26 protein-coding genes are annotated in these 26,742 nt (G+C 53.6%); 19 read left to right on the forward strand and 7 right to left on the reverse strand.

Going from position 1 to position 26,742, the window contains the following annotated elements:
• Positions 1-53: 53 nt before the first annotated feature.
• A complete protein-coding gene (locus C9J03_RS17950; RefSeq protein ID WP_044622135.1) occupies positions 54-617 on the reverse strand; it encodes a DUF4124 domain-containing protein in 564 nt (187 codons plus the stop codon).
• Between the two features lie 123 nt (positions 618-740).
• Positions 741-2,150, reverse strand: a complete 1,410-nt coding sequence (glnA, locus tag C9J03_RS17955; RefSeq protein ID WP_044622134.1) for a glutamate--ammonia ligase — start codon at positions 2,148-2,150, stop codon at positions 741-743.
• A 484-nt stretch (positions 2,151-2,634) separates the two neighbouring features.
• Here glnA and typA point away from each other — a divergent pair, with 484 nt between their 5' ends.
• Together typA and C9J03_RS17965 are read left to right on the forward strand one after the other, a co-directional pair.
• Positions 2,635-4,464, forward strand: a complete 1,830-nt coding sequence (gene typA, locus C9J03_RS17960) for a translational GTPase TypA (protein ID WP_044622133.1) — start codon at positions 2,635-2,637, stop codon at positions 4,462-4,464.
• A 92-nt stretch (positions 4,465-4,556) separates the two neighbouring features.
• Positions 4,557-5,087, forward strand: coding sequence for an AAA family ATPase (locus tag C9J03_RS17965; protein ID WP_044622132.1), 531 nt, complete (start codon positions 4,557-4,559; stop codon positions 5,085-5,087).
• A 5-nt stretch (positions 5,088-5,092) separates the two neighbouring features.
• On the opposite strand, the gene C9J03_RS17970 is transcribed toward C9J03_RS17965, so the two are convergent.
• Entirely contained in the window at positions 5,093-5,734 is a 642-nt protein-coding gene (locus C9J03_RS17970) for a DUF2959 domain-containing protein (RefSeq protein WP_039466916.1), read from the reverse strand.
• 65 nt (positions 5,735-5,799) lie between these two features.
• On the opposite strand from C9J03_RS17970, the gene C9J03_RS17975 reads away from it, so the two are divergent.
• From C9J03_RS17975 to C9J03_RS17985, 3 genes are read left to right on the forward strand one after another with little or no spacing between them, the layout of a single operon-like run.
• Entirely contained in the window at positions 5,800-6,771 is a 972-nt protein-coding gene (locus tag C9J03_RS17975) for a virulence factor BrkB family protein (protein WP_039467065.1), read from the forward strand.
• On the forward strand, positions 6,768-7,205 hold the full coding sequence (gene dtd / locus C9J03_RS17980) for a D-aminoacyl-tRNA deacylase (protein ID WP_044622131.1): 438 nt from the start codon (positions 6,768-6,770) through the stop codon (positions 7,203-7,205). Before C9J03_RS17975 ends, dtd begins: the two co-directional genes overlap by 4 nt.
• A 46-nt stretch (positions 7,206-7,251) precedes the next feature.
• Positions 7,252-8,172: a bifunctional GNAT family N-acetyltransferase/hotdog fold thioesterase gene (locus tag C9J03_RS17985; protein ID WP_044622130.1), complete on the forward strand. Its 921-nt coding sequence runs from the start codon at positions 7,252-7,254 to the stop codon at positions 8,170-8,172.
• On the opposite strand, the gene C9J03_RS17990 is transcribed toward C9J03_RS17985, so the two are convergent.
• The 4 genes from C9J03_RS17990 to hslR form a co-directional block, all read right to left on the reverse strand.
• Positions 8,127-10,133 carry an AsmA family protein gene (locus C9J03_RS17990; RefSeq protein ID WP_044624339.1) on the reverse strand — a complete coding sequence of 669 codons (2,007 nt, stop codon included), beginning with the start codon at positions 10,131-10,133 and terminating at the stop codon, positions 8,127-8,129. The two genes, C9J03_RS17985 and C9J03_RS17990, sit on opposite strands and share 46 nt — an antisense overlap.
• A 180-nt stretch (positions 10,134-10,313) precedes the next feature.
• Positions 10,314-11,945, reverse strand: coding sequence for a phosphoenolpyruvate carboxykinase (ATP) (pckA, locus tag C9J03_RS17995; protein WP_044622129.1), 1,632 nt, complete (start codon positions 11,943-11,945; stop codon positions 10,314-10,316).
• Positions 11,946-12,264: 319 nt separating this feature from the next.
• A complete protein-coding gene (gene hslO, locus C9J03_RS18000; RefSeq protein WP_044622128.1) occupies positions 12,265-13,143 on the reverse strand; it encodes an Hsp33 family molecular chaperone HslO in 879 nt (292 codons plus the stop codon).
• A gap of 95 nt (positions 13,144-13,238) precedes the next feature.
• Complete coding sequence (hslR, locus tag C9J03_RS18005; protein ID WP_039466906.1) at positions 13,239-13,649, reverse strand: ribosome-associated heat shock protein Hsp15; 411 nt, start codon at positions 13,647-13,649, stop codon at positions 13,239-13,241.
• A 284-nt stretch (positions 13,650-13,933) separates the two neighbouring features.
• On the opposite strand from hslR, the gene gspC reads away from it, so the two are divergent.
• The 14 genes from gspC (at position 13,934) to cysQ (ending at position 26,738) form a co-directional block, all read left to right on the forward strand.
• On the forward strand, positions 13,934-14,836 hold the full coding sequence (gene gspC / locus C9J03_RS18010; protein ID WP_044622127.1) for a type II secretion system protein GspC: 903 nt from the start codon (positions 13,934-13,936) through the stop codon (positions 14,834-14,836).
• Between the two features lie 38 nt (positions 14,837-14,874).
• Positions 14,875-16,896, forward strand: coding sequence for a type II secretion system secretin GspD (gene gspD, locus C9J03_RS18015; protein WP_044622126.1), 2,022 nt, complete (start codon positions 14,875-14,877; stop codon positions 16,894-16,896).
• Positions 16,896-18,398 carry a type II secretion system ATPase GspE gene (gspE, locus tag C9J03_RS18020; protein ID WP_044622125.1) on the forward strand — a complete coding sequence of 501 codons (1,503 nt, stop codon included), beginning with the start codon at positions 16,896-16,898 and terminating at the stop codon, positions 18,396-18,398. Before gspD ends, gspE begins: the two co-directional genes overlap by 1 nt.
• 3 nt (positions 18,399-18,401) lie before the next feature.
• Positions 18,402-19,622 carry a type II secretion system inner membrane protein GspF gene (gspF, locus tag C9J03_RS18025; protein ID WP_044622124.1) on the forward strand — a complete coding sequence of 407 codons (1,221 nt, stop codon included), beginning with the start codon at positions 18,402-18,404 and terminating at the stop codon, positions 19,620-19,622.
• Positions 19,623-19,641: 19 nt separating this feature from the next.
• Positions 19,642-20,076, forward strand: coding sequence for a type II secretion system major pseudopilin GspG (gene gspG, locus C9J03_RS18030; protein WP_044622123.1), 435 nt, complete (start codon positions 19,642-19,644; stop codon positions 20,074-20,076).
• 6 nt (positions 20,077-20,082) lie between these two features.
• Complete coding sequence (gene gspH, locus C9J03_RS18035) at positions 20,083-20,676, forward strand: type II secretion system minor pseudopilin GspH (RefSeq protein ID WP_039466888.1); 594 nt, start codon at positions 20,083-20,085, stop codon at positions 20,674-20,676.
• Entirely contained in the window at positions 20,673-21,050 is a 378-nt protein-coding gene (gene gspI / locus C9J03_RS18040; RefSeq protein WP_039466886.1) for a type II secretion system minor pseudopilin GspI, read from the forward strand. The genes gspH and gspI overlap by 4 nt, the downstream gene beginning before the upstream one ends.
• Entirely contained in the window at positions 21,037-21,693 is a 657-nt protein-coding gene (gene gspJ, locus C9J03_RS18045; RefSeq protein WP_044622122.1) for a type II secretion system minor pseudopilin GspJ, read from the forward strand. Before gspI ends, gspJ begins: the two co-directional genes overlap by 14 nt.
• On the forward strand, positions 21,683-22,711 hold the full coding sequence (gene gspK, locus C9J03_RS18050) for a type II secretion system minor pseudopilin GspK (protein ID WP_044622121.1): 1,029 nt from the start codon (positions 21,683-21,685) through the stop codon (positions 22,709-22,711). The genes gspJ and gspK overlap by 11 nt, the downstream gene beginning before the upstream one ends.
• Complete coding sequence (gene gspL / locus C9J03_RS18055; protein ID WP_231580696.1) at positions 22,680-23,960, forward strand: type II secretion system protein GspL; 1,281 nt, start codon at positions 22,680-22,682, stop codon at positions 23,958-23,960. Before gspK ends, gspL begins: the two co-directional genes overlap by 32 nt.
• Positions 23,957-24,433: a type II secretion system protein M gene (locus C9J03_RS18060; protein WP_044622119.1), complete on the forward strand. Its 477-nt coding sequence runs from the start codon at positions 23,957-23,959 to the stop codon at positions 24,431-24,433. Before gspL ends, C9J03_RS18060 begins: the two co-directional genes overlap by 4 nt.
• A 2-nt stretch (positions 24,434-24,435) precedes the next feature.
• The gene (locus C9J03_RS18065; protein WP_044622118.1) at positions 24,436-25,194 is read left to right on the forward strand and encodes a type II secretion system protein N; all 759 of its coding nucleotides are present in this window, start codon (positions 24,436-24,438) and stop codon (positions 25,192-25,194) included.
• A gap of 147 nt (positions 25,195-25,341) precedes the next feature.
• The gene (nudE, locus tag C9J03_RS18070) at positions 25,342-25,893 is read left to right on the forward strand and encodes an ADP compounds hydrolase NudE (RefSeq protein WP_044622117.1); all 552 of its coding nucleotides are present in this window, start codon (positions 25,342-25,344) and stop codon (positions 25,891-25,893) included.
• Positions 25,894-25,901: 8 nt separating this feature from the next.
• A complete protein-coding gene (cysQ, locus tag C9J03_RS18075; protein WP_039466874.1) occupies positions 25,902-26,738 on the forward strand; it encodes a 3'(2'),5'-bisphosphate nucleotidase CysQ in 837 nt (278 codons plus the stop codon).
• The last annotated feature ends 4 nt before the right edge of the window (positions 26,739-26,742 follow it).

Consider the following 26,742-nt stretch of genomic DNA (forward strand, 5'->3'; position numbering starts at 1 on the left):
TCAAGTGTAGCCTGTCTGTCTGGGATCGTGAACGAAAAAATGGTGAACGCCTGTTATTTGGGCACTGGGTGTGGTGCCGGGCGTTGGTTGATACGGGCACGGTGCAAGAAGACAGTAATTTCTTCAGATGATGCAATAACCTTGCCGTGTTTGAGTAAATCGACCTGCAGGGTATGGCTGCCGCGATCTATATTGGTGAGGGGCCAGGTCAGCAGGGCCTGAGGCCGCCCATATACCTCACCATCAAGGCGCAACTGGGCGCTGTGGCCTTGGTTGAGCTTACGGCTGGCGACCGCGGTTACCGTAATGTTACCTTGGTTGTCACGCAGGGTTTGCTGATGGGTCGGGTTGGCGAGTGTTATGGTTGGCGCGGGTTGGATAGCGTCGCTTGGCTGTTGCTCGGCGTTTATCTCGGTATCGATTATGTCAGGCTGGGGCGGGGAGGATACTTCTGGCGGCTGGATGTAGATCGCCGAGGCGCCGGGGTGGGGCTGATCGGAAAAGTGGAGGGTACCGGCTTCGTCCTGCCAGGTATAGATTTGGGAGGCCGACGTGGTGGAGGGGAGCGTGGCCATAGCCGCTAAAAAAGCCGCGAATACATGTGGGTTCCCGTACATGGTGTGCTATTGGGTTGTGGGTGTTGCGGTTATTGTTAGCAGCATCAGAGAGGCGGACAAGATCAAAAAGGCCAGCTTGTGAAGCTGGCCTAAATCTATTATGACGACTTGTTTATCAGTTACTTAAACTGAGTAGTACAGTTCGAACTCTAGTGGGTGCGTGGTCATGTTGATTTTCTCGACATCCTGAGATTTCAGGCCGATGTATGAATCGATAAAGTCGTCAGAGAATACGCCACCCGCTGTTAGGAACTCACGGTCCTCGTCAAGTGCCTGCAGTGCACCTTGTAGAGATTCAGCAACCGTTGGGATTTCTGCTGCTTCTTCTGCTGGTAGGTCGTACAGGTCTTTGTCCATTGCTTCGCCTGGGTGGATCTTGTTCTGGATACCGTCAAGACCTGCCATTAGCATGGCTGCGAAAGCCAGGTATGGGTTCGCTGCTGGATCACCGAAGCGAACTTCGATACGGCGTGCTTTCGGGCTTGGTACCACTGGGATACGGATAGAAGCAGAGCGGTTACGAGCTGAGTAAGCCAGCATAACGGGTGCTTCGAAACCTGGAACAAGACGTTTGTACGAGTTTGTTGCTGGGTTAGCAAAAGCATTGATTGCACGTGCGTGCTTGATGATACCACCGATGTAGTAAAGTGCCATTTCAGACAGGCCGCCGTACTTGTCGCCAGCGAATAGGTTAACACCGTCTTTCGCCAGAGACTGGTGAACGTGCATACCTGAGCCGTTGTCGCCGACTAGTGGTTTAGGCATGAAGGTGGCTGTCTTGCCAAATGCGTGAGCAACGTTGTGCACTACGTACTTGTATACTTGGATTTCGTCGGCTTTGGTGGTCAGCGTGTTGAAGCGGGTTGCGATTTCGTTCTGGCCCGCAGTCGCTACTTCGTGGTGGTGCGCTTCAACAACTAGGCCCATCTCTTCCATGATGAGACACATGGCAGAACGGATATCTTGTGATGAATCAACTGGCGCGACTGGGAAGTAACCGCCTTTAACACCTGGACGGTGGCCTTTGTTACCGCCTTCGAAATCAGAACCTGTGTTCCAAGCGGCTTCTACGTCGTCGATCTTGAAGAAAGAACCTGACATGTCGGTTGCGAACTTCACGTCGTCGAATAGGAAGAACTCTGGCTCAGGGCCGACTAGCACGGTGTCGGCAATGCCGGTTGAGCGCATGAAATCTTCAGCACGCTTGGCAATAGAGCGTGGGTCACGGTCGTAGCCTTGCATGGTAGCAGGCTCTAGGATGTCACAGCGGATGTTCAGGGTTGCATCTTCGGTGAACGGGTCTAATACCGCGCTCGCTGCGTCTGGCATCATCACCATATCTGATTCGTTGATACCTTTCCAACCAGCAACAGAAGAGCCGTCGAACATCTTACCTTCTTCGAAGAAGTCAGCATCGATCTGGTGGGCAGGGATAGAGATGTGCTGCTCTTTACCTTTGGTATCGGTAAAGCGTAGGTCAACAAACTTAACTTCGTTTTCCTGGATCAGCGCAAGTACGTTTTCTACTGACATCTTGAGTAACCTCCGGTGTTAGGTTGGGCAACTAGCCGCAACAAATTAGGAATGAGCGTGTTCTGCTCTATTGCCCAAGTACATTGCGAGAACCGTGCCAACTTTTAAAAGCCCCAAAATAGCGCACTTTGTCGGTATTCCGGGCTGAACTTTTCCATTAATTGCACCTTTTTGGGGATTGTCTGCACTATTATGGTGCGTTACGGGACGTGTTCCCCTTCCTGGTGCGCGTATCTACATTAGCCCACTGCGGCATATTGTCAATCGTCTGGGAGGGGTAAAGCGAGGCTGTAAGCCGGTTGCAAAGGGCGTTTTCTCGCTGAGCACGCAAAAAAATGCACGGTGAGAACAGAGGAGATAAAAAAGGCGGTGATATAAATCACATATTACGTGGGTTTTGGCGTAAAATCTGTTAGATTATGAGCCGTTTTTTTAACCAAGTAGCGCCATCCGGTCGCTGCATGTTCTGAGTGAATGTGAATCCATGTCTAATCCACAGATCGATAAATTAAGAAATATCGCAATTATTGCGCACGTTGACCACGGTAAAACCACCCTGGTTGACAAACTGCTTCAGCAGTCTGGCACGTTAGAGTCTCGCGGTGAAGTTGAAGAACGCGTAATGGATTCCAACGACATCGAAAAAGAGCGTGGTATTACCATTCTTGCCAAGAACACAGCGATTAACTGGAATGATTACCGCATCAACATCGTAGATACCCCGGGACACGCCGACTTCGGTGGTGAAGTAGAGCGTATCATGTCGATGGTTGACTCTGTACTGCTGATCGTTGATGCCGTTGACGGCCCAATGCCTCAGACACGCTTCGTGACCCAGAAAGCGTTTGCCCACGGCCTGAAGCCTATCGTGGTTATCAACAAGATCGACCGCCCAGGCGCGCGTCCTGACTGGGTAATGGATCAGGTCTTTGACCTGTTCGATAACCTAGGTGCGACCGACGAGCAGCTAGACTTCCAGGTAGTTTACGCATCAGCACTTAACGGCTGGGCAACGCTGGAAGAAGGCGAAACTGGCGACGATATGGAACCTTTGTTCCAGGCTATCGTTGATAACGTTGCTGCGCCAGATGTTGACGTTAACGGTTCTCTGCAGATGCAGATTTCTCAGCTTGACTACAGCTCATACGTGGGTGTTATCGGTGTAGGCCGTGTTACCCGTGGTAGCGTGAAGCCGAACCAGCAAGTGACTGTTGTCGGTGCAGACGGCAAAACCCGCAACGGTAAAGTGGGTACTATCCTTGGCTACCTTGGCCTTGAGCGTCACGAAGTTGAGCTGGCGACTGCCGGCGACATTATCGCAATCACCGGTCTGGGCGAGCTAAAGATCTCTGATACTATCTGTGACGTGAACGCGGTTGAAGCGCTACCTGCTTTGTCTGTTGACGAGCCAACAGTAACCATGACGTTCCAGGTAAACACTTCTCCGTTCGCTGGTAAAGAAGGTAAGTACGTCACTTCACGCAACATCCTTGAGCGCCTGCAGAAAGAATTGGTACACAACGTTGCCCTGCGTGTTGAAGAAACTGAAGATCCGGACAAGTTCCGCGTCTCTGGCCGTGGTGAACTTCACCTGTCTATCCTGATTGAAAACATGCGTCGTGAAGGTTTCGAGCTAGCGGTATCTCGTCCTGAGGTTATCATCAAAGAAGAAGATGGCCAGCTGATGGAACCGTTCGAAACCGTAACTATCGACGTTGTGGAAGAGCACCAGGGCGGTATCATGGAGAACATCGGTCTGCGTAAAGGTGAGCTGACTGATATGGCACCAGATGGCAAAGGCCGTGTGCGTATGGACTTTATGATGCCTTCTCGTGGCTTGATCGGTTTCCAGACTGAGTTCATGACCTTGACTTCTGGTTCTGGCTTGATGTACCACACGTTTGACCACTACGGCCCACACAAAGGCGGTACCATCGGTCAGCGTAACAATGGTGTGTTGATTGCTAATGCAGCAGGTAAAGCCTTGACTAACGCCCTGTTTAACCTGCAGGAGCGTGGTCGCCTGTTCATCGGTCACGGTGTAGAAGTGTACGAAGGTATGATCATCGGTATTCATAGCCGTGACAACGACCTGACGGTTAACGCCCTGAAAGGTAAGCAGCTAACTAACGTTCGTGCATCGGGTACCGATGACGCGCAGGTGCTGACTCCGCCGATCAAGTACACGCTTGAGCAAGCACTGGAGTTCATCGATGATGACGAGCTAGTGGAAGTAACACCTGAAAGCATCCGTATTCGTAAGAAACTACTTACGGAAACCGATCGTAAGCGTGCAAGCCGCTCAGCAAAATAATTGCTAGCTGTTAGCCGTTAAACCATCCCCCCATCGGTGCTACCATGGGGGGATTGTTGTATCTGAACCCTACAAAAAAAAGAAGAACGACTATGCAACCCATCATTATTACCGGGGGACCGGGAGCAGGGAAAACCTCGCTGCTCGACGCCTTGGCTCGGCGCGGGTACATGACTTTCCCGGAAGTCTCCCGAGCCTTGATCCGCGAGCAGGCGGCCCTGCCTGGCGGTGTGCTGCCCTGGACGGATCTGCCGCGCTTTGCCGCGCTTTGCCTCGATAGGATGAGCAACCAGCGCGAGCAGGCCAAGCGTGGAACCATGCCGGCTTTTGTTGACCGGGCAATTGGCGATATCTGTGCCTACTTGACTATCGGTGGCATCGAAGTGGAAGAACATTACCAGGCAATGGCCAAGGGCTACTTCCCGACGGTCTTTGTCTGTGCGCCGCATGGCGATATCTATGTCCAGGATGACGAGCGGCCGCACAGTTTTGCCGAGGCCGAACAGATCCATCGGCAACTTATCGCGACCTACCGCGAGCTTGGCTACGAAGTCGTTGATGTGCCTTGGGGGAGTATCGAGCAGCGGGCCACATGGTTACTGGCCCGGCTCAAACAGGAATAATTCCGCTAGCTGCGTTGCAACTGAGAAATAAAGCGTTCCGACTCGGTGATGGCGGCCTCCATATCGGTGATCGCCCGCTGGATATCCCGTTGCAGCGATTGGAACTCGCCCTGCAGGGAGCCGATGGCGGCGGCGTTGAGGTTATGCTTTAAATACAAGGTATTATCCCGTAGGGTATCGAGAACCGGATCCATTTTCTGCTCGGCCCGGTGCATCGCGCTCAGCATCCGCTGGTAGGAAGCCTTGGTCGTGTTGAGTTTGGACTCGCTGTCGCGGCGCAGTTTACTGCTGCTGTAGAGCGCTAGCTCATCCTGCCACTCCTCGAACAGGGCGTCGGCAACATCTTCAATGGCGGCGATGCGCTCGCGGACTTTCTCGGCTGCGTCGTTGCTGGCCTCGTATTGATCATTGACTTGATTGTAGGCGCTTTCTAGATCGCCACCGTCAAATTGGTTGAGCGCTTTGAGGGCATCGAGGGCACTGGTGAATTGCTGCTGGGCATCTTGCTGGGCGTCGTTGGCATCCTCGACCCGGTCGACCATAATATCGCGTTTGTGAATGCCGACTTGCTCCATGGCTGAATAATAGGCACTTTGGCAACCCGTCAGGGCGGTGAGGCTAAGAAGGATCGCAAGCAGGTAGGGCATAGTTGACTCCATGTGTCCTAATATGAGTAAAGTGACAGTAAATACAAGCAAATAATGACATGACTATGGCTGACAAACCAACAACTAGCAAGCATAGATGGCGGCGGCGAGCACGCAGCGTGATGGCGTTTTCCGGGTATCTGCAACACCGGATCGGCCATGACCGGCTGACGGTGACTGCAGGCTCGATGGCCTATGTCACCCTGCTGTCTTTGGTGCCGCTGATCACCGTAGTGCTGTCGGCCCTGTCGACCTTCCCGGTCTTTGCTGGGCTGGGCGAGCTGCTGCAAAATTTTGTGATTGAGAATTTTGTACCGGCCGCGGGGGAGGTGGTCAAGCAATACCTCAACGAGTTCGTTGCCAATGCCGGCAAGATGACCGCGGTGGGGGTGGCAGCCCTGTTCGTGGTGGCAATGATGCTGATCTCGTCGATCGACAAGTCGCTCAACTATATCTGGCGGGTGCATGAAAAGCGCCGCCCGGTGATCTCGTTCTCGATTTACTGGATGGTACTCACTCTCGGGCCGATCTTGGTCGGCAGTAGTATCGCCGTCAGCTCCTACCTCGGTTCGCTCAATCTGCTCGGCAGTGATGCGGTTAACGGCCTGCTCCAGCGCTCCTTGCGCTGGCTGCCGGTGATCATGTCAAGCAGTGCATTTCTGGGCCTCTATCTGTTGGTGCCCAATACCAAGGTTCGTTTTCGCCATGCCTTGGTGGGTGCGGTAATAGCCAGTATCCTGTTTGAGCTGAGCAAGAAAGGGTTTGCCCTCTACATTACTAATTTTCCATCGTATCAGGTGATTTATGGGGCTTTGGCGGTGGTGCCAATTTTATTTGTCTGGGTGTACCTTTGTTGGTGTATTGTGTTGTTCGGGGCCGAAATTACAGCCAGCCTTGGCGAGAGAAGCCACTGGCATCCAGAAGCCAAGGGATGGCAGGCCACGGTGCCGACCCGGGCTGAGTTATCCGAACTTCAGCCCCCACCAGAGCAACAGACTGAAATTCAACAGACAACAGAAAAAGGTAACAACGAATGATTGCACTGATCCAACGGGTGAGCGAAGCGAGCGTGACGGTAGATGGCCTGGTGACTGGCGCTATCGGTAAAGGCTTGCTGGTGCTGCTTGGCGTAGAGAAAGGCGATGATGAAGCCAAGGCCAAGCGACTGCGCGAAAAAGTGCTGGGCTACCGGGTGTTCGAAGACGAAGAAGGCAAGATGAACCTCAATGTTCAGCAGGCGGGGGGCAGTGTGTTGGTCGTTTCGCAATTTACGCTGGCGGCGGATACCAAGAAGGGGATGCGCCCAGGTTTTTCCAACGGCGCCGCGCCGCAGGATGCCGAGAAGATGTACGAGTACTTTGTTGACTGCTGCAAGGAAACGGGGATCAAGACGGAAACCGGGATCTTTGCTGCCGATATGAAAGTGGCCCTGCTCAACGATGGTCCGGTAACTTTCTGGTTGCAGGTATAATTATCTAGTAGGCACCTTTGCCTCAGGAACGCTGGAGAAGGATTTCATGTTTCGACTTGTCACCCCACAAACTGAAGAAGAGCTGGCTAGCTATTATGATTTTCGCTGGCGGATGCTGCGTGAGCCTTGGCATATGCCGGTGGGCTCAGAGCGTGATGCTTATGATGATATGAGTAGCCACCGGATGATTGTCAGTGATAACGGCCAGACCATCGCCATTGGTCGCTTGTACATGACCCCGGACAACGACGGCCAGATCCGCTACATGGCCGTGCACCCCGACCACCGCCATCAGGGGATGGGGGCGATTGTGTTGATGGCGCTGGAATCATTGGCCCGTGAGGAAGGGGCGAAGCGGTTGGTGTGTAATGCCCGCGAGGATGCGATCCCTTTCTACTTGCGCAGCGGCTTTACCAACCAAGGCGAGCTGAGTGAAGAAAAGGGGCCGGTCCGGCACCAGCAAATGCTCAAGCATCTCGACCCGCTCACCGAAGTGGTGCGTCATCCGGATTGGTGCCAGGAGCTACAGGCATTGTGGCAGTCCCAGATCCCGATCAGCGAGCGCATGGGGGTAAAAATCAGCCAATACACCGGTTACCGCTTTGAGGTCAGTGCTCTGATCAACGCCAATCTCAATACCAAAGCCAATATGTTCGCCGGCAGTATCTTTACCATGGCAACCCTCGCTGGTTGGGGTTTTGTCTGGATGCTACTGAAAGAGCGTAAATATAAAGCGGACATTGTTTTGGTCGACAGCCATATTCGCTACCGATCTCCGGTCAAGGAGCGCCCGCGGGCGGTGGTGACCGTTGAGGATCTCGAAGGCGATGTCGAGCGCCTAGCGACGAACCGAAAGGGCCGGGCCATCGTCAAGGTCAATGTCTACAGCGGCGATGAATTGGCTTCGACCTTTACCGGAACCTATATGCTTTTGCCGTCACACTGCGAACCGGATACCGTTTGCTGACCCTGCTGCCAGCGCCGGATCAGGTGCTGGCAACCCAACATCGCCTCCAGCTCTAGTTGCTGCCCGGCGGGGTTGGCCAAATCCCACTGGCCTTTTAATACCGCATTTATCTCTTTGCCCTTAATCCTGAATGGTGCAATGGTCATTCTTCCCCGGTCACTGGTGATCTTTAGTGGTGTGATTGCCAGTGGTGTGGACTTATCCGTCTCTGTTGCCTTGGCTACCGGTGAGGTGCTAGATGAAGATGCCTCAGATGCAGAAGCCTGTCGCCAGGCATTGAATAGTGAACGGCCCCCTTGCTCAACGGCACTGTCCCGGAATGTTGCTCGCAGTTCGCCGTTCAGGCTATGGGCCAGGCTGGTATAGTTCTGGCCGAGACCCTGAATCGCCGCCGTCATATCGATGCGGCCGCTGGCCGGCCAAGGAACAGATAGCCATTGCGGCAATATATTGGCTGGCAGGCTGTCACCCTGGAGTGCTGCCTGCCATGGCTGCCCTTCTTGGCTCAGATTCAGCTGCCCGGTCGCTTCTAGTAACCCGTCCTTGAATGGCAAGAAGGCCTGCTTTAGTTGCCACAGGCCTTGCTCACTTGCCATTTCAATAAGTGGTTCGTATAAGTCGACAGTATTAAGGCTCATTTGTCTGGCTGTGGCGGTAATATTGCCATGCCAGAGCCTGAATAAGGGCTGAGGGTGGAGTATTAAGTCACTACCGCTGAGGTTGAGCCCGTTGATATACCAGGGGATATCACTATCAGCAGCCGTTAGCTGAGCATAGCCAATATCCAGTGACCGGATATCGATCTGCTTGAATGGAGAGAGTGCCTGCGAGAGATGGCTAGCCCAATCAGCGGGCAAGAACCATTTGATCCCCTTGCTGGTCAGGTTGTTCAATTGCAGTGTCTCTGGGGAAACCTTGCCTTCTACACGCCAATACCCTTCCAGTGCGTTGACGGAGGCGCCATTGAGAATAACGGCGTTTGGGGTGAAGCTCAGATCCAGCAGGGGATCGGTAAATGACTGCTGCCGCCAACTGCCACTTTCGGCATTGAATGATAACCAGGCGTTATGCTGTGAGTAGGCGGAGCCGGGCCAATGCCAGTCGGTCAGGGAAAGGTTGGCGTGATTGAGGCTGATTGTGGGGAGATCGATACTGCTGTCGAGAATATCGACTCGATGCAGTGTTGCCTGCCATTGTCGTGAGGCCCAGCGATCGAGCTGATGTTGCAGTGTTTGGGTTAGCCCGCTGTCTTGCAGCTGTAGGCCGGACAGGGTGAGCTGTTGGATATTCAACGTTTTCTTGTCAGGTGCCAAGATGAGCTGGCCATTGATGCTGGCATACTGCCAATCAAATGAAAAACCATTGAGTTTCCATTGATTGTTATTGTGGATTCCGTCCAGCAGTAATTGCTTTGCTTCCCAATGCTGCCACTGAGCGCTGTCGGCCGCTAACTGAAAACTCCCCTTGAACTGCTGCCACCAAGGGGCCGGATTATTGGGTTGGAAATGCCAGTTGTCCAGCTGGAGCTCTCCCTTTTCGAGATAAATAGAGTTGGTAGCAAAGCTTATTTGGCTGATCGCCAGGCGTTGACTGTGAAGCTCGGGCAGCTTGGTGTTGGCGAGCGTTTGGGTAGGGAGCACAGGGTTATCAATCAGCAAGCTGTCAAACTGCCACTGCCGTTGGGTCAGTGAATCAGTACTGAGCCAAAGCGAGACTTGGCTAGCGGTTATCGGTGGTTGACTGTCAGTGATGGTCAATGACGGCTCGAGCAGGGTAAGGTGCCAGGGATCTCGAATATGATAACGCACTTCACTGAGGTTCAAGGTATAGGGAGTTAGCCAACTAACTGCCTGGCTAAGCATTGGTGCGGCATATTGGGTATGCAGCAAGGTCAGGATGATGGTGACTCCCAATGCCGCGAGCACAACAATCGTGGCGATAATCTTCCCAATAAAACGCATAGAGGCTCCCAGCATCCGACAGTTCCCAGTCAATCGCCCTCAGTACAATGGTATCTGTGGCAATGATTATTAGGTGGCAATTTCCTCCCGGTTGCAAGCGCTGGGCGGGATTTTTGGCGTTGATTTAACGAAAAAGCCCCTCAGAAGAGGGGCTTAGTGATTTTTGTTAACCGCCAGCGGTTAGTCTAGCTGTGGGCCTGCAGCAACCAGAGAGGCACCTTCGGTATTGTCGGTGTACTTCTCGAAGTTGTTGATGAAGCGCTCGGCCAGATCTTTTGCCTTGCTTTCCCACTGTAGTGGATCTGTGTAGGTATCGCGCGGGTCAAGGATCTCTGGGTCGACATGCGGCAGCGATGTTGGGACTTCCAGGTTGAAGATTGGGATATTCTTCGTTTCTGTGTTCTCGATAGAGCCATCTAGGATAGCGTCGATGATGGCACGGGTATCCTGGATAGAGATACGCTTGCCAGAGCCGTTCCAGCCGGTGTTGACCAGGTAGGCTTCAGCACCTGCGGCTTCCATACGTTTAACCAATACCTCTGCGTATTTGGTTGGGTGCAGGGTCAGGAACGCATTACCGAAACACGCCGAGAAGGTCGGTGTTGGCTCGGTGATACCGCGCTCAGTACCAGCCAGTTTGGCAGTAAAGCCAGACAGGAAGTGGTACTTGGTCTGCTCTGGCGTTAGCTTGGAGACCGGAGGCAATACGCCGAAGGCATCAGCCGACAGGAAGATCACCTTGTTGGCATGGCCGCCTTTGGAAACCGGCTTAACGATATTCTCGATATGGTAAATCGGGTAAGAAACACGGGTGTTTTCTGTCTTCGAACCGTCATCGAAGTCGATGGCACCATCGCTGCGTACCGTGACGTTTTCTAGCAGCGCGTCACGGCGGATCGCATTGTAGATATCCGGCTCGGCTTCTTTGGACAGGTTGATGGTCTTGGCGTAGCAGCCCCCTTCGAAGTTGAACACGCCGTTGTCATCCCAGCCGTGCTCGTCATCGCCAATCAGGGCACGCTTAGGATCGGTAGACAGGGTAGTTTTACCGGTTCCGGATAGACCGAAGAACACGGCCACATCACCACCTTCACCCATATTGGCAGAACAGTGCATCGATGCGATGTCACGAAGCGGCAGGAAGTAGTTCATCATTGCGAACATGCCTTTCTTCATTTCGCCGCCGTACCAAGTACCGCCGATAAGTTGCATTTTCTCCGTCAGATTGAACACCGTAAAGTTTTCGGAGTTCATGCCGTGCTCTTCCCATTTCGGGTTTGTGCACTTGGCGCCATTCATGACCACGAAATCAGGCTCGAACGTTTCCAGCTCTTCTTCCGTTGGACGGATGAACATGTTTTTCACGAAGTGGGCCTGCCAGGCAACTTCGGTGATAATGCGGATGCATAGGCGGGTATCTGGGTTGGTTCCACAGAAACCGTCAATCACAAACAGGCGCTTGCCGGATAGCTGGCCTGTCACTAGTGCTTTCAGATCGTTCCACGCTTCAACACCAATGCTCTTGTTATCGTTTTTGCCTTGGTCTGCCCACCACATGGTATCGCGGGTGGTGTCATCTTTTACGATGAACTTATCTTTCGGAGAACGGCCGGTAAAGATACCCGTATCGACCGCGACGGCACCCAGTTCGGTAACGATACCTTTTTCGTATCCCTCCAGGCCCGGCTTGGTCTCTTCCTCGAACAGAACTTCGTAACTTGGGTTGCGAACAATTTCTGTAACATTGTTGATACCGTATTGAGATAGATCTAATTTTTTTGCAACCTTTTTTTCGACGTTCATGACAGTCATAGGTGCTCCTTGGGTAAGATGTTGTTTAACTGTTGACCATGCTAGCAACCCTAAAGGGGTAATTCAGGGAGGTTTATCAAAAATTAACCACTAAAAAGTTACGTCCGAGTAAAAGTCTTGAATTTATTGTAGGCGGTAATTTTATCGCGATGTAAAGTATTTGCGCTAGCTCTAAAATTTAATATTTTTCCTGAAAAAAGCGAGGGTTAGCATGTTATTTGCTTACATCTTGTGCGGGGAAAGTGTGCTTCAGGTAAAAAAAAAGCCGGACAAAGTCCGGCTTTTGTAAGTCAGTTTCAGGCTTAATTATGCTGAATAATTAATGCACCTGGTTGCTGTTATCTGTAGCTGCCTTCTCGAATAGGGCGGCAACATCAATACTATCAAAGTCATAGCTTGTACCACAGTAGTCACAGTGCAGTGAGACTTTGCCTTCTTCCGCCACAATACGCTCGACTTCGGTACGCTCGATAGAGCTGATTGCCGAGGCGCTGCGCTCGCGCGAACAACCGCACTGGAAGATCACTTCCTGCGGGTCGAACAGCTTCACGGTCTCTTGGTGGTAAAGGCGGTAAAGGACATCCTGTGCTTCTAGCCCGAACAGCTCTTCGTTCTTCACTGTTTCTGTCAGTTGCTCTAGGTGCTCGAAGTCATCTTCGTGGCCCTGGCCGTCCGGCAGGATCTGCAGTAGCATACCGGCCGCTTTGGCATTGCCTTCATGCTCGCCAGTACGCAGCCAAATACGAGTTTTCAACTGTTCGGAGTTTTCAAAGTAACCTTCTAGGCAGGCTGCAAGGCTGTCGCCTTCGAGGCCAACGACACCTTGGTAGCGCTCGCCTTTGGTCGGGGTGATGGTGATCACCATATGGCCCTTGCCCATCAGGTCATGAATGGTGCCGTCAGCGGGTACTTCACCGTCCCAGCGGGCAACGCCACGGAGTTTTTGGTCGTTGTCGCCATTGATAACCGCCAGCTTAACTGGACCGTCACCTTGCAGCTGGACGGTGATTGACCCTTCGAATTTAAGCGTCGCGGTTAGCAGGCTCGTTGCGACCAGCAGCTCGCCCAACAGGCTCTGCACTGGGGCTGGGTAGTCCTTGCTGGAAATGATCTGTTGGTAGGTGTCGCCCAACTGAACCAGTTCACCACGTACGGATACACCGTCAAACAGGTAACGGTATAGACTATCTTTTGTCATTAGCTTGATTTCTCCAGCAGGTATCTGATTGACCAAAATTGGGTATTCCACGTCAACATAACGAAACTATTCTGCGCTACACTGAACTAATACCCTTAGTCGGAATGACTTTTAAACTTAATTATATCGCGACGCTGCTTTTTATCAGGGCGCTTCTCGGGACTCGGGCTGCCGTAGGCATGAAGGCGGCGCATGTTGGCATGCTCTTCACGGCGCTTGGCGCTCTCCTCGGTTTCCCGATATAGAGTTTGAGCTTCAGGTGCACCACGGCGGGTGTCTGAGAGTTTTTCTATAATAATGGTTTTTTCATCATTGCCTTGGCGTAAACGGATCTCAGCACCGACTTCAACCAGTTTACTGGGTTTGGAGCGCTGGCCGTTATATTGCACTTTACCGCCGTCGATCATGGTGCGGGCAATAGAACGGGTTTTGTAAAAGCGTGCCGCCCATAACCACTTATCGAGACGGACTTGAGTGTTGTCTTGATGAGATGTTTGTTGGCCCACAGTATGCTCCTTAACCCTAAAGGGCGCTAAAAGTACCACATTGCTGACAGAGCGTCAGCAGGCATTGAGAGTTTTTAAATGGTGATATGGGATCGGGATTTCAACCGTAAAATGGGAATAAGTCACATAAAAAAGATAGTCTATTGATAGTAGTGGGAACTTTCTGGGCTCACTTTGATAAACTAAGGCAGCCAATCATACGGCTCGAGAAGCAGTAATACGTTTTGATATTACCTTTTGGTATAACGCGCTAGTTTTTATTTCCGCAGGATGATGGATTTTTCATGGTTACAGCAAATTGGTTAGGGACCTTGCAATCGAAAAGCAAGATCTCAATCTCGTCATTGACTCGCTTCCTTACTTGGGTGCTGGTTGTGATGCTCGCCTGGGTGGTAGGCAGGATGGGTTGGCTTGCCCTGCAGCCAACCCAAACGCCAGCTCGTTGGCAGGCCTCCACTGTGGCTGTATCGTCTGACGCGGGCAACGATCGTGCTGAAGTTGCCAAGGTGCTGAACATGAACCTGTTTGGCCGTTATCAGGAAAGTGCCCCGGTGGTCGAACGCAAGCAGCCGGTGAAACAGGATGCCCCCCAGACCCGTCTTAGTCTGACTCTGGTTGGCCTAGTGGCCAGCAGTAACCCGCAAACGGCGTTGGCCGTGATCACCCACCGAGGTAAACAAAATACTTATGGCCTGAATGAGGCCATTGAAGGCACCCGCGCAACGTTGCAGGCGGTCTACCCGGATCGGGTGATCATCCGTAATAGTGGCCGTGACGAAACCTTGATGCTGGACGGGGTCGACTTCAATAAAGCCTCGCAGCGTTCGGTACAATCCGCTCGTCCGGCACCATCCCGTGCCGAGCCAGAGGAGCCATCATCGGATTTGAGCCGCATCAAGCAGGAAATTCTGGAAAAGCCGCAAACCTTATTTAGCTACATTCGTCTGTCCCAAGTGAAACGGGATGGCGAGTTGGTGGGATACCGGGTCAACCCTGGCAAGGACCGGGCGTTGTTTGATGCCGTGGGCCTGCAGGCCGATGACTTGGCCGTTAGCCTCAACGGCAATGATCTGACTGATGCCGCGGTGATGGCGAAATTGTGGACCGAACTGTCGGATGCGTCCGATTTTACCTTGACCGTCGAGCGAGAAGGTCAGCTACACGATATTTATATTGAGCTGCAGTAGTAGCCCAAAGCGAACATGCGATAGCGCAGGAGTTTTTTGTGAAAAAATGGATGGGTAAAAGCGCCCTCTGGTTATTAGGCAGCTTGATGTGCAGTTCTGCACTGGCGAGTGAGTTTAGTGCCAGCTTCAAAGGAACAGACATTCAGGAATTTATTAACATCGTCGGGCGTAACCTGCAGAAAACCATCATCGTGGATCCGGCGGTGCGTGGTCAGGTCAATGTCCGCAGTTATGATCTGCTCAACGACGAGCAGTACTACCAGTTTTTCCTGAATGTGCTCGAAGTCTATGGCTTTGCCGTGGTTGAAATGGACAACGGTGTGCTCAAGGTGGTCCGTGACAAGGACGCCAAGATTTCGGCTATCCCAGTAGTGGGTGATGATACCAACATCAGGGGTGATGAGGTGGTCACTCGCGTGATCGCGGTTCGCAATGTCTCGGTCCGTGAATTGTCGCCATTGCTGCGCCAGCTCAATGACAATGCCGGTGCCGGTAACGTGGTGCACTATGATCCGGCCAATATCATTATGATCACCGGCCGTGCTGCTACTGTTAACCGGTTGGCAGAAATCATCGAGCGGGTCGACCGGGCCGGTGATAAAGAGATTGACGTGGTCGAGTTGTATCACGCCTCGGCGGCTGAAATGGTGCGTATCGTTGATGCACTGAACAAGACGGCCGATGCCAAATCGACACCTGAATTCCTGCAGCCTAAATTGGTCGCGGATGACCGTACCAACTCGGTTCTGTTATCCGGTGATCCGCAGGTGCGCGACCGGTTGCGTCGCCTGATCCGCCAGCTGGATGTCGAGATGGCTTCTTCGGGTAATAACCGGGTGGTGTACCTGAAATATGCCAATGCCGAACAGATGGTCGATGTACTTAAAGGTGTATCCGATAACCTGCAGGCTGAAAAGCAGGGCAATGCCAAAGCCACTGCAGGCAGTAACTCCCAGGTGATGATATCGGCCCACGTTGATACCAACTCGCTGATCTTGACCGCGCCGCCGGATATCATGCGTGCGCTGGAAAACATCATTGCCCAGCTGGATATCCGCCGTGCCCAGGTGCTGATAGAGGCGATGATCGTCGAGTTGGCCGAAGGTGATGGCGTGAACTTCGGAGTCCAGTGGGGAACCACCGACGGCGGGGTGATCCAGTTCGGCAACTCGGGCGTGCCTATCTCCCAGTATGCGATTGGCCTCGAGCAAGCCAAAGATCAGACTCGAACAGAAACCTTTACCAACCCGCAAACCGGGCAGGAAGAGACTCGTACCATTACCGAAGACGGTGATTTCAGTACCTTGGCTTCGGTGCTTGGCGGGGTGAATGGTGCCGCGCTGGGGATTGTGATGGGCGACTGGACCATGCTGGTCAATGCCGTTGCGTCTGACCGTAACTCCAACATTCTGTCATCGCCGAGCATCACCGTGATGGATAATGGCGAAGCCTCGTTCATTGTCGGTGAAGAAGTGCCGGTGGTGACCGGCTCGACCTCGAGCTCGAACAACGATAACCCGTTCCAGACCGTTGAGCGTAAGGAAGTGGGTATCAAGCTGAACGTGACTCCGCAGATCAACGAGGGGGATTCGGTTCAGCTCAAAATCGAGCAGGAAGTCTCTAACGTACTGGGGGCTGATGGGGCGGTCGATGTTCGCTTCTCCAAGCGTCAACTGACCACCAATGTCTTGGTCCAGGACGGCCAGATGCTGGCACTTGGCGGGTTGATCCAGGAGCAGACCAACGAGAGCGAGCAGAAGATCCCTATTCTGGGGGATATTCCGGTACTCGGTCATTTGTTCAAGTCTACGAACACCACGACGGCGAAGACCAACCTGATGGTGTTCATCAAGCCGACGATTATTCGCGACGGGGTGACGGCTGATGGGATCACCCAGCGCAAGTACAACTACATCCGTGCCGAGCAATTATACAAAGCGGACAAGGGCCTGCGTTTGATGCCGGAAACCGCGATTCCGGTATTGCCGAAATATGGTGAGGATATCTCGTTGCCCCCTGAGGTGCGTGCCTTTGTTGCCCAACTGGAGGGCGATCAGTAATGCATGATGTAAGCCAGGGACAGGATAAGCAGCCGCTGTTCCGGCTGCCTTTCTCGTTTGCCAAGCGCCACCGGGTGGTGCTTGAGGCATTGGATCAGGGTATCGCTCTGTATTACAGCGGTCAGTTGTCGGGTGCGGTACTGGCGGAAGTCCGCCGGGTGGCCGGCAGCAGTTTTGTCCCCCATGCACTGGAGGACAAGGCGTTCGAGCTCAAATTGACCGAAGCCTACCAGCGTGACTCGTCAGAGGCCCGCCAGTTGATGGAAGATTTGGGCTCGGACAGTGACGACTTCTTTTCCTTGGCCGAAGAGCTGCCGGAAACCGAAGACTTGCTGGAATCGGAAGACGACGCGCCGATCATCAAATTGATCAATGCCATGCTGGCCGAAGCGATCAAGGAGGCGGCGTCGGATATCCATATCGAGACGTTCGAAAAAGTGCTCTCTATTCGCTTCCGGGTCGATGGCGTATTGCGGGAGGTCTTGCAGCCGAGCCGCAAACTGGCCCCGCTGCTGGTCTCGCGTATCAAGGTCATGGCGAGGCTGGATATTGCCGAGAAGCGGGTGCCGCAGGATGGTCGTATCTCGTTGCGGATCGGTGGCCGGGCGGTAGATGTGCGTGTATCGACCATGCCATCTTCCCATGGTGAGCGGGTGGTATTGCGTCTGCTCGACAAGAATGCCACCCGGTTGGATCTCTACAGCTTGGGAATGACCGAGGCCAACCATGCCAACTTCCGCCATATCATCGAGCGTCCGCACGGCATTATCCTGGTCACCGGCCCGACCGGTTCGGGTAAGTCGACCACCCTGTATGCCGGCTTGCAGGAGCTCAACGGTAAGGAGCGCAATATCCTGACCGTTGAAGATCCGATCGAATTTGATATCGACGGTATCGGCCAGACCCAGGTCAACCCGAAAGTTGACATGACATTTGCCCGTGGCCTGCGTGCTATCTTGCGTCAGGACCCGGATGTGGTGATGGTCGGTGAGATCCGTGACCTTGAGACTGCCTCGATTGCGGTGCAGGCCTCGTTGACAGGTCACATGGTAATGTCGACGTTGCACACCAATACTGCCGTTGGTGCCATTACGCGTTTGCGTGATATGGGAATCGAGCCATTCCTCGTATCTTCTTCATTGCTCGGCGTACTGGCCCAGCGTCTGGTCCGTACCCTGTGCCCGACCTGTCGCGAACCGTATGAAGCCGATAATGAACAGAAGAAGTTGTTCGGTATACCGGCTGATGAAGACTTGACGCTCTACCATGCCAAAGGCTGTGAAGCGTGTAACAACAAAGGTTACCGCGGCCGTACGGGTATTCATGAGCTGCTGCTGATTGATGAGCAGGTACAGGAGCTGATCCACGGTGAGGCCGGTGAGATGGCGATTGAAAAAGCCATTCGTGCCCATACTCCAAGTATCCGGGATGATGGTCTGGCGAAGGTCAAAGCCGGTATTACTACCCTAGAGGAAGTGATGCGGGTCACCAAGGAGGGCTAACCGATGGCGGCGTTTGAATACAAAGCTCTGGATGCCAAAGGGCGTCAGAAGAAAGGGGTTCTTGAGGGCGATACCGCACGGCAAGTACGCCAGCAGCTTCGTGAGCAGGGGATGATCCCGGTGGAAGTAGTACAAACCCATGAGCGCGAGAAGAAAAAAGCCAGTGGTGGCTTTCAGCTGCGCCGGGGGATCAGTACTACGGAGCTGTCGTTGATCACCCGACAGCTGGCGACCTTGGTACAGGCCTCGATGCCACTTGAGGAATGTTTGAAGGCAGTGGCAGAGCAGAGCGAAAAGCCGAGGCTGAAGAACATGCTGCTGGCCGTGCGCTCGCGGGTAGTGGAAGGCTATACCCTGTCAGACTCGATGGCAGAATATCCGCATATTTTCGATCAGCTGTTTCGTGCCATGGTGGCGGCGGGGGAGAAATCCGGTCATCTCGATACAGTGCTGAACCGCTTGGCGGACTACACTGAGAATCGCCAGAAAATGCGCAGTAAGCTGATGCAGGCGATGATCTACCCAACCATGCTGACCATTATTGCGATTGCGGTGGTGGCTTTCTTGTTGGCGACGGTAGTGCCGAAGATTGTCGATCAGTTCGTCCAGATGGGTCAGCAACTGCCGACTATCACTGAGGTCCTGCTCGCAGCCAGTGACTTTGTCCAGAATTGGGGCTTGGTGGTCCTGCTTGTCATTGCTGTCTTATTCATGCTTATTAAGCTGGCTCTCAAGCGCCCTGACTTTCGGTTGAAGTGGGATCGCTGGGTTATGCGCCTGCCGGTGATTGGTAAGGTCGCTCGGGGTCTGAGTACCTCGCGTTTTGCCCGAACTCTTTCTATTTGTACCTCGAGTGCCATCCCTCTGCTGGAAGGCATGAAAGTGGCCTCGGACGTGATGACCAATACTTGGGTTAATCAACAGATCCGGGAAGCGGCAGATAAAGTCCGTGAAGGCTCCAGCTTGCGGGTCTCGCTTGAACAAACCAAGCTCTTTCCCCCGATGATGCTGCATATGATTGCCAGTGGCGAGCGCAGTGGCGAGCTCGAGCAGATGCTTACCCGTGCTGCCGATAACCAGGACAGGGACTTCGAGTCGCTGGTCAATATGGCGCTGGGGATTTTTGAACCCTTATTGATCGTCGCGATGGCTGGCATCGTGATGTTTATTGTTATTGCTACCCTTATGCCGATCATTGCTTTGAACAATATGGTCGGGATGTAATTTTTTGGAGGTTATTTTAATGCAACGCAAACAACGCGGCTTTACGCTGCTGGAAGTCATGGTCGTGATCGTAATCCTTGGGGTATTGGCCAGCTTGGTCGTACCTAACCTGTTAGGTAACAAGGAAAAAGCCGACCAGCAGAAAGTCGTGACCGATATCAGTGCGTTGGAGCAGGCACTGGATATGTACAGGCTGGACAACAGCGCGTATCCAACGACCGATCAGGGCCTTGAGGCACTGGTCAGCAAGCCGTCTTCTAGCCCTGAGCCGCGTAATTACCGCGATGGTGGCTATATCCGCCGTCTGCCTAATGACCCATGGGGTAACCCATACCAGTATGTGATGCCGGGTGAGCACGGTGCGGTTGATATCTTCAGCCTGGGGGCCGATGGCCAGGAAGGCGGGGAAGGTATTAATACGGATATCGGCAACTGGAATATGCTGGATTTCTAAGTTGTGATGAAGAGTAAGCGTGCAGCGGGTTTTACCCTGATCGAAATACTGCTGGTTCTGGTGCTGTTGGCAACCAGTGCCGTAGCAGTGATTGTGGCCTTGCCTGAAAGCAAGGAAGATAAAGTCAGGGAAGAAGCTGCGCGCTTCCACCATCTCGTCCAGTTACTGGGCGAGGATGCTTTGCTCAACGGCTATGACTACGGTGTCCGGGTTGAGCGTAATCGTTATCAGTTTCTTCAGCTAACCAGTCAGGATTGGCAGCCGGTGGAGTCGTCAAAATTTTTCACTGAGGTGGAAATGCCCGACGAGATCCGCTTGGTGGTCGAGATCGGCAGTTACTCCTGGCAGGACCAGGATCGCCTGTTCAAGCCGGGCTCGCTGTTTAACGAAGACTTGTTTGCTGAGCAAACTGACAAAGACAAGATTAAACCACCTCAGGTGGTGGTGATGGCCAGTGGCGAGTACACCCCTTTTACATTGGAGTTTGAAGTGACGGGTGAAAATCAGTTTTGGCGGGTACAGGCTGATGAGTTGGGGCAACTCTTTCTGTTACCACCGGGCGAGACTATCGCTAGTGTGCAGGAGAACACCCAGCCGTGAAACCGTTATCGACAGCCCGGCGCGTCCGGGGGCTGACTTTGCTGGAAGTGCTGGTGGCTTTGGCGGTGTTTGCTACCGCAGCGCTCAGTGTGATGAAAGCGGTGAGCCAGCATCTCAATACCCTGGGGTACCTTGAGGAGAAAACTTTTGCCGCCATGGTCGCCGACAATGAAATGGCCAAGATCAGACTGTCGGGGCAGATCCCGACATCGGTCAGGCGAGGAAAATCAGAATTGGCTGGGCGTGAGTGGTACTGGTCCATAAAAAGTACCCAAACAGCTGACGGTTACCTGCGCGCATTGGATGTTACTGTAGCAACAGATGAAGCGCGCAAGAAGTCGGTGGTGACGTTGAGAACGTATGTTGAGAATTAATCCTTTTTCCCGTCAGCGCCTGTCTCGTCAGTGTGGTTTTACCTTGCTGGAAGTGTTGGTCGCGATAGCGGTGTTTGCCATGTTGAGTTTGTCGGCCTACCAGGTGATGAACGGAGTGCAGCGCAGTGACGAGCAGTCACGCGAACACAGTGAGCGGCTCAAAGAAATCCAGCGAGCGATGTTGATGATGGATAATGACTTTCGTCAAGTCGTTGCACGCAAGGTGCGTAACCAGGGCGAGACGGCCAGCGATAGAATCTTCCAGAGCAGTGAGTACCTGCTGGACTCGTCGAGCTTCGGTATTTTGTTCACCCGCACAGGCTGGCAGAACCCGCAACAGATGTTCCCGCGCGGCGAGAACGTCAAGGTTGGTTACCGCATCGTCGATGAGCAGCTAGAGCGGGTCTGGTTCCGTTACCCCGATAGTGTGGTGGGCAGTGAAGCGCTGGTTCGGGCGATCTTGCCCGGGGTCGAGGAAATGTCATTTCGGTTTTATAGCGACAAGAAGTGGCTGGAAACCTGGGATAAACCTGCCGCCTTGCCGGAAGGGGTGATGATCAAGCTAACGTTGCAAGATTACGGTGATATCGAACGTGTGTATATGCTGCCGGCCTCGGCACTGGAGGCGGGCAATGAAGAATAACTACGCCCCGTTCAGGCAGCAGCGGGGGGTTGCCCTGATTGTGGTGTTGCTGCTGCTGGCGCTGATGACTCTGCTGGCGGTCCAGATGACCGAAAGACTGCATCTGAATTTTTACCGGGTTGAAAATCAAATCCAGAACCAGCAGGCCTATTGGTATGCGCAGGGGATGGAAGAGCTGGCTAAAGTGGCCATCAAGCAGGGGATAGAAGACAGTGATACCGTCAACCTGAGCCAGGCCTGGGCGACTCGCGGCCAGCGCTATCCGCTCGATGGGGGGGAGGCTGTGGGCGATATCATTGATCGCCAGGCGTGTTTTAACCTCAATGCCCTGTCGGGTGTACAACCGACAACAGGAAGCAACACCAAGCCTTATATCGTGTCGGTATTGCAGACTTTGATTGAAGAGACCGGCGTCGAAAGTTACGACGCCGAGGTGGTGGCGGATTCGGTATGGGAGTATGTCGATCCGGACGAAAAGGTCAATGCAGCTTTTGGTGCCGGCGATAGTACTTACGAGGGCTTTCGCCCACCTTATTTGCCGCCAAGAGATTGGATGGCGGATGCCAGTGAACTACGGGCGGTCAACGGCGTAACGGCTGCGATTTTTGACAAGGTCCGCCATCAGGTATGTGCGATTCCGACCACCACATTGGCCATTAATGTCAATACGCTTTATGAGCATCAAGCGCCAATTTTGGTGGCCCTGTTTTCATCACGGCTGTCGTTGTCGGATGCCCAGAAATTGATTGCCGACCGGCCCTATGACGGCTGGGACAATGTCGAGGACTTCCTCGGGGAGTCTCGGATCGCCAGTATCGATGCCACGATAAAGGATCAGGCCAAGGAATTCCTGGCGGTCAGCAGTGATTATTTTCAGATGGATACCGAGGTATTGGTCGATCGATCTAGGGTGAGGCTGGTGGCCTTGCTCAAACGAGACAGTGAAGATTCGGTGACGGTAGTACGTCGCCGTTATGGAGGAATTAGTGAGCGAATTTCTGACAATCAGGCTAGGTAGCCGTGCTGATCAGCCGGTGCAATGGCTTGTCTGGTCGCCACAACAGAAAGAAGTCATCGCTTCGGGCCAGCTTGATACGCTTAGCCAGTTGAGCGAGATTACCGATTATGCCAACCAGCGTGTGGTCTATGCGCTGGTGCCTGCTGGCGATGTGTTGATGACCGAGGTTGCCATCCCTGCGGGAAGCAGCCGGCAGTTGTCTGCGGTGCTGCCGTTCTTGCTGGAGGAAGAGCTGGCTCAGGATGTCGACAACTTGCATGTCCACCTGCTCCAGAAAAGCGGAGACAGGGCACAGGTGGCGGTGGTTGAACACCAGAAGGTTGCACTGTGGCTGGCGGCCCTGGAAGACGCTGGCATTGAAATCAAAGCGTTGATCCCTGACTGTCTGTGCTTGCCGCTGTTCGACAATGGTTTCACGGCGGCTGAGATCGATGGAATGTGGTTGATCCGCCAGTCGGAATCGTTGGGGGTTGGGGCGGACAGCGCTTGGCTGGCACCCTGGTTACAGTCGCAACAGCTCTGTGTCCGCCAGGATGCGGAATCGGATGAGGTTGAAGAGACGCCCAAAGCCACTGATCTTGAGCAGGATGAAGCTACAGCGAGCGAAGAGCTCGTGGTGCATTACTATACCCCGGCTCCAGAAGGCATGCCGGGCCGGTGGCAGGCCGAGACCCCGGAGCTGGTGATGCAGCTTCTGGCGCAGGGCGTGGCTGATAGCAAGGGTAACTTGCTGTCCGGTCAATACAAGCAACAGCCGGCATGGCGTAAGTTTCTCAAGCCATGGCGTAAGGTGGCCATCGCCGCCGGGGTATTGATTGCCGTAATGGTGGCTGAGCATGTTATTTCGGTACGGGCGATGGAGCAGCAGGCGTTGGCTTACAAAGCGGAGAGCGAGCGTATTTTCCGCCAGGTGCTGCCTCAATTCCAGCGTGTGCCGTCGCAGAGCTACCTCAAGCGCCAGATGAACAGTGAGCTGTCGCGCCTCGGTGGCGGTGGCAGTATGGAAGGTATTTTGCACTGGCTGGCCGAGTTGCAGCCATCTCTGGCCAAGGTCTCGCAGTTATCGGTGCAGAACTTCCGTTATGATCAAAATCGCAATGAAATGCGCTTCCAGGCCGTGGCTTCTGAGTTCCAACATTTCGAGCAGTTGAGGACTTTGCTCGATGAAGACTTCGAGGTTGAGCTCGGCCAGCTGAATCGTGAGGGTAATCAGGTAACCGGTGCCATCGTGCTAAGGAGAAAGTCATGAATGCGTGGTGGAAAGGGTTGAGCCAGCGAGAGCAGCGCCTGGTGTTGGGCGGGGGGATAGCCCTGTTTATCGCCGTACTGTATTGGGGAATATGGCAACCCTTGGCGACAAATGCAGAAAATGCCGAACGCCACCTGCAAAGTGAGCGCCAGTTATTGAGTTGGGTATCGACCAAGGCCGATGAAATTCTGTCGCTGCGCGGTTCAACCGGTGCGACAGGTTCGGTCAGTGACAAGGGGCTGAACCAGGTTGTCAACGAAACGACTCGCCAGTTCAGTATCGAGTTGATCCGGATGCAGCCTCGCAGCGAAGCTGTTCAGGTATGGGTACAGCCATTGCCGTTTAACACCTTGATTAATTGGCTGGCATTTCTGCGTGATGAGCATGGCATTGAAGCCCAGTTCCTGGATGTGTCGAAAGCCGATCGTACGGGTGTGGTAGAAGTTAACCGCTTGCAGTTAGGGCGGGGGTAAACGTGAAGTATAAGTTATTATTGGGGGCCTCGTTCGGGGCGGTGTTGGTCGGAAGCCTGGTTGCACATATCCCTGCGAGTTGGGTCTGGCAGCAGGCACCGCAGATCAGAGGCTTAGAAGTCTCAGGGATACGCGGTACGCCTTGGCAGGGGGCGGCGAGCCAGATCCGTTGGCAAGGGAAGAGTTTTGGCCGGGTACAATGGGATATGCAAGTACTTTCGCTGCTGACCGGCAAGCTAAAGTTGGACGTCCGGTTTGGTCAGGGCAGTGAGATGAACTTGCAAGGCCGTGGCCTTGTTGGCTATGGTGGTAATGGGCCGTTTGCCGAGAACCTGCTGGTCTCGATGCCTGCCAGCGAGGTCATCAAGTATTCCCCAGCCGCTCTCCCTGTTGTGGTTAACGGCAACCTGGAGCTTACGCTACGGGACTACCAGTTTGAAGCGCCATACTGTGCCCAGCTCGACGGGGCACTGGCCTGGACGGCGGCACAAGTTTCCTCTCCGTTGGGAGCGTTAGATCCCGGCCCGGTTATTGCCGATCTAACCTGCGACCAAGGCAAGTTGGTGGCCGATTTATCCCAGTCTTCGGCGGATGTGGCCAGTGAGTGGCAGGCCACTCTTGCGCCGGGCAATGCATATTCGTTGTCTGGCTGGTTTAAGCCGGGAGCTCAGTTTCCCCCGCAACTTGGCCAGCAACTCAAGTGGCTGGGTAACCCCGATCCTAGGGGGCAGTACAAAATTTCGTACAACGGGCGCCTTTAAACGTAATACCCGACTTTGATAGTCGGGTTAACGTTTTCCCTACAAATTACTTTATTTCCTTCGCGGCATGCCATTAAATAGCAGTTATTGTCTTGGTCACCGCTTCATTATTTGCGGTGACCCGTTTTCCCAGGAATAGGACATTACATGGCTGTGGAACACAACAAACCTGAAATTTTGGCAACGGAAGTCGTTGCCCAATCCCGACTGTTTAAGATTGAGTCGCTTGACTTGCGGTTCTCAAACGGTGTTGAGCGCACCTATGAGCGGATGAAGCCTTCGGGACGTCATGCAGTGTTGGTTGTGCCGGTGACCGAGCAGGGCGATTTGCTGCTTATCCGAGAATACTCCGCCGGCACCGAGCGCTATGAGCTAGGCTTCCCTAAGGGGCTGATTGACCATGGCGAATCTGCAGCCGAAGCCGCTAATCGCGAGCTGAAGGAAGAAATTGGTTTTGGCGCCAATGTGCTGCAGCCACTAAAGGAAGTGGTGCTGGCACCGTCGTATTTCTCGAGCAAAATGACCTTGTTCCTTGCTCAGGGCCTCTACCCTGAAAAACTCGACGGTGATGAGCCTGAGCCATTGCAAATTGTCCGCTGGCCGCTCAGTCAAGCCGAAGAGCTGCTGCACCATATGGACTTTGCCGAGGCGAGAAGCATTACGGCCTTGTTCCTGGCCCTGAAACTGCTTGGAAAATAGGAGCGAATATGGATTTATCTAACCTGTTGCCACAAGTTATCGATATTGCTCGAGCTTCGGGCCAAGTGATCCTGGATATCTATCAGCGCGGCCAGTTCGAACAACAAGTTAAGAATGATAATACCCCGGTGACCAGTGCCGATTTGGCGGCGCACAAACTGGTGGTACAGCGTTTGTCGGAATTAACCCCCGATATTCCGGTATTGTCGGAAGAAGACTCGGATATCCCATTGGCTGAGCGGGCCCAGTGGCAGCGATACTGGCTGGTGGATCCACTTGATGGGACACAGGAATTTATAGCCGGTAGCGGTGACTTTGCCACTATCATTGCCTTGGTGGATAACAATAACCCTATAATGGGCGTGGTCTATGCCCCGGTATCGGGTGTGGTGTATTACGCCTATCACGGCCAGGGAGCGTGGAAAACGACACCGGTAGGCGAAACTGTCCGTATCTCTACCCACAAGCACGAACTACCGACCCAGTCGATTGCTGTCGCGATCAGTCGCCGCCAGGACATTGCTGCGATTACTGGCCGATTAGATCCAGCACTCAATTACGACTTGGTTCCGCTAGGCTCTGCCGCGCTCAAGTCCTGCCTGGTTGCGGAAGGGGCGGTGGACTGTTATCTACGTCTTGGTCCAACAGGTGAGTGGGATACGGCTGCGACCCAGTGTATTGTCGAGGAGGCCGGTGGCCGGATCCTCAACACCCATTTGACCCCACTGTCCTACAATGAGCGGGATACGCTGGAAAACCCTAACTTTATTACCTTGGGTGATGAGAGCCTGCCCTGGTCATCGATTCTGACGCCGGATAATCGGTTGATGGGAGTTAGCGATTAGAGAA

Source organism: Photobacterium gaetbulicola, assembly GCF_003025515.1.
Lineage (GTDB): Bacteria > Pseudomonadota > Gammaproteobacteria > Enterobacterales > Vibrionaceae > Photobacterium > Photobacterium gaetbulicola.

What these genes read in the sequence shown, in the direction of transcription:
- nudE (WP_044622117.1), top strand. Translation starts at nt 25,342, where the DNA reads ATGGCTGTGGAACACAACAAACCTGAAATTTTGGCAACGGAAGTCGTT.
- gspJ (WP_044622122.1), top strand. Translation starts at nt 21,037, where the DNA reads ATGTTGAGAATTAATCCTTTTTCCCGTCAGCGCCTGTCTCGTCAGTGT.
- gspC (WP_044622127.1), top strand. Translation starts at nt 13,934, where the DNA reads ATGGTTACAGCAAATTGGTTAGGGACCTTGCAATCGAAAAGCAAGATC.
- C9J03_RS17950 (WP_044622135.1), bottom strand. Translation starts at nt 617, where the DNA reads ATGTACGGGAACCCACATGTATTCGCGGCTTTTTTAGCGGCTATGGCC.
- glnA (WP_044622134.1), bottom strand. Translation starts at nt 2,150, where the DNA reads ATGTCAGTAGAAAACGTACTTGCGCTGATCCAGGAAAACGAAGTTAAG.
- pckA (WP_044622129.1), bottom strand. Translation starts at nt 11,945, where the DNA reads ATGACTGTCATGAACGTCGAAAAAAAGGTTGCAAAAAAATTAGATCTA.
- C9J03_RS17975 (WP_039467065.1), top strand. Translation starts at nt 5,800, where the DNA reads ATGGCTGACAAACCAACAACTAGCAAGCATAGATGGCGGCGGCGAGCA.
- C9J03_RS18060 (WP_044622119.1), top strand. Translation starts at nt 23,957, where the DNA reads ATGAATGCGTGGTGGAAAGGGTTGAGCCAGCGAGAGCAGCGCCTGGTG.
- C9J03_RS17965 (WP_044622132.1), top strand. Translation starts at nt 4,557, where the DNA reads ATGCAACCCATCATTATTACCGGGGGACCGGGAGCAGGGAAAACCTCG.
- gspG (WP_044622123.1), top strand. Translation starts at nt 19,642, where the DNA reads ATGCAACGCAAACAACGCGGCTTTACGCTGCTGGAAGTCATGGTCGTG.
- dtd (WP_044622131.1), top strand. Translation starts at nt 6,768, where the DNA reads ATGATTGCACTGATCCAACGGGTGAGCGAAGCGAGCGTGACGGTAGAT.
- gspF (WP_044622124.1), top strand. Translation starts at nt 18,402, where the DNA reads ATGGCGGCGTTTGAATACAAAGCTCTGGATGCCAAAGGGCGTCAGAAG.
- typA (WP_044622133.1), top strand. Translation starts at nt 2,635, where the DNA reads ATGTCTAATCCACAGATCGATAAATTAAGAAATATCGCAATTATTGCG.
- C9J03_RS17970 (WP_039466916.1), bottom strand. Translation starts at nt 5,734, where the DNA reads ATGCCCTACCTGCTTGCGATCCTTCTTAGCCTCACCGCCCTGACGGGT.
- gspK (WP_044622121.1), top strand. Translation starts at nt 21,683, where the DNA reads ATGAAGAATAACTACGCCCCGTTCAGGCAGCAGCGGGGGGTTGCCCTG.
- hslO (WP_044622128.1), bottom strand. Translation starts at nt 13,143, where the DNA reads ATGACAAAAGATAGTCTATACCGTTACCTGTTTGACGGTGTATCCGTA.
- gspE (WP_044622125.1), top strand. Translation starts at nt 16,896, where the DNA reads ATGCATGATGTAAGCCAGGGACAGGATAAGCAGCCGCTGTTCCGGCTG.
- C9J03_RS17990 (WP_044624339.1), bottom strand. Translation starts at nt 10,133, where the DNA reads ATGCGTTTTATTGGGAAGATTATCGCCACGATTGTTGTGCTCGCGGCA.
- cysQ (WP_039466874.1), top strand. Translation starts at nt 25,902, where the DNA reads ATGGATTTATCTAACCTGTTGCCACAAGTTATCGATATTGCTCGAGCT.
- gspH (WP_039466888.1), top strand. Translation starts at nt 20,083, where the DNA reads ATGAAGAGTAAGCGTGCAGCGGGTTTTACCCTGATCGAAATACTGCTG.
- C9J03_RS17985 (WP_044622130.1), top strand. Translation starts at nt 7,252, where the DNA reads ATGTTTCGACTTGTCACCCCACAAACTGAAGAAGAGCTGGCTAGCTAT.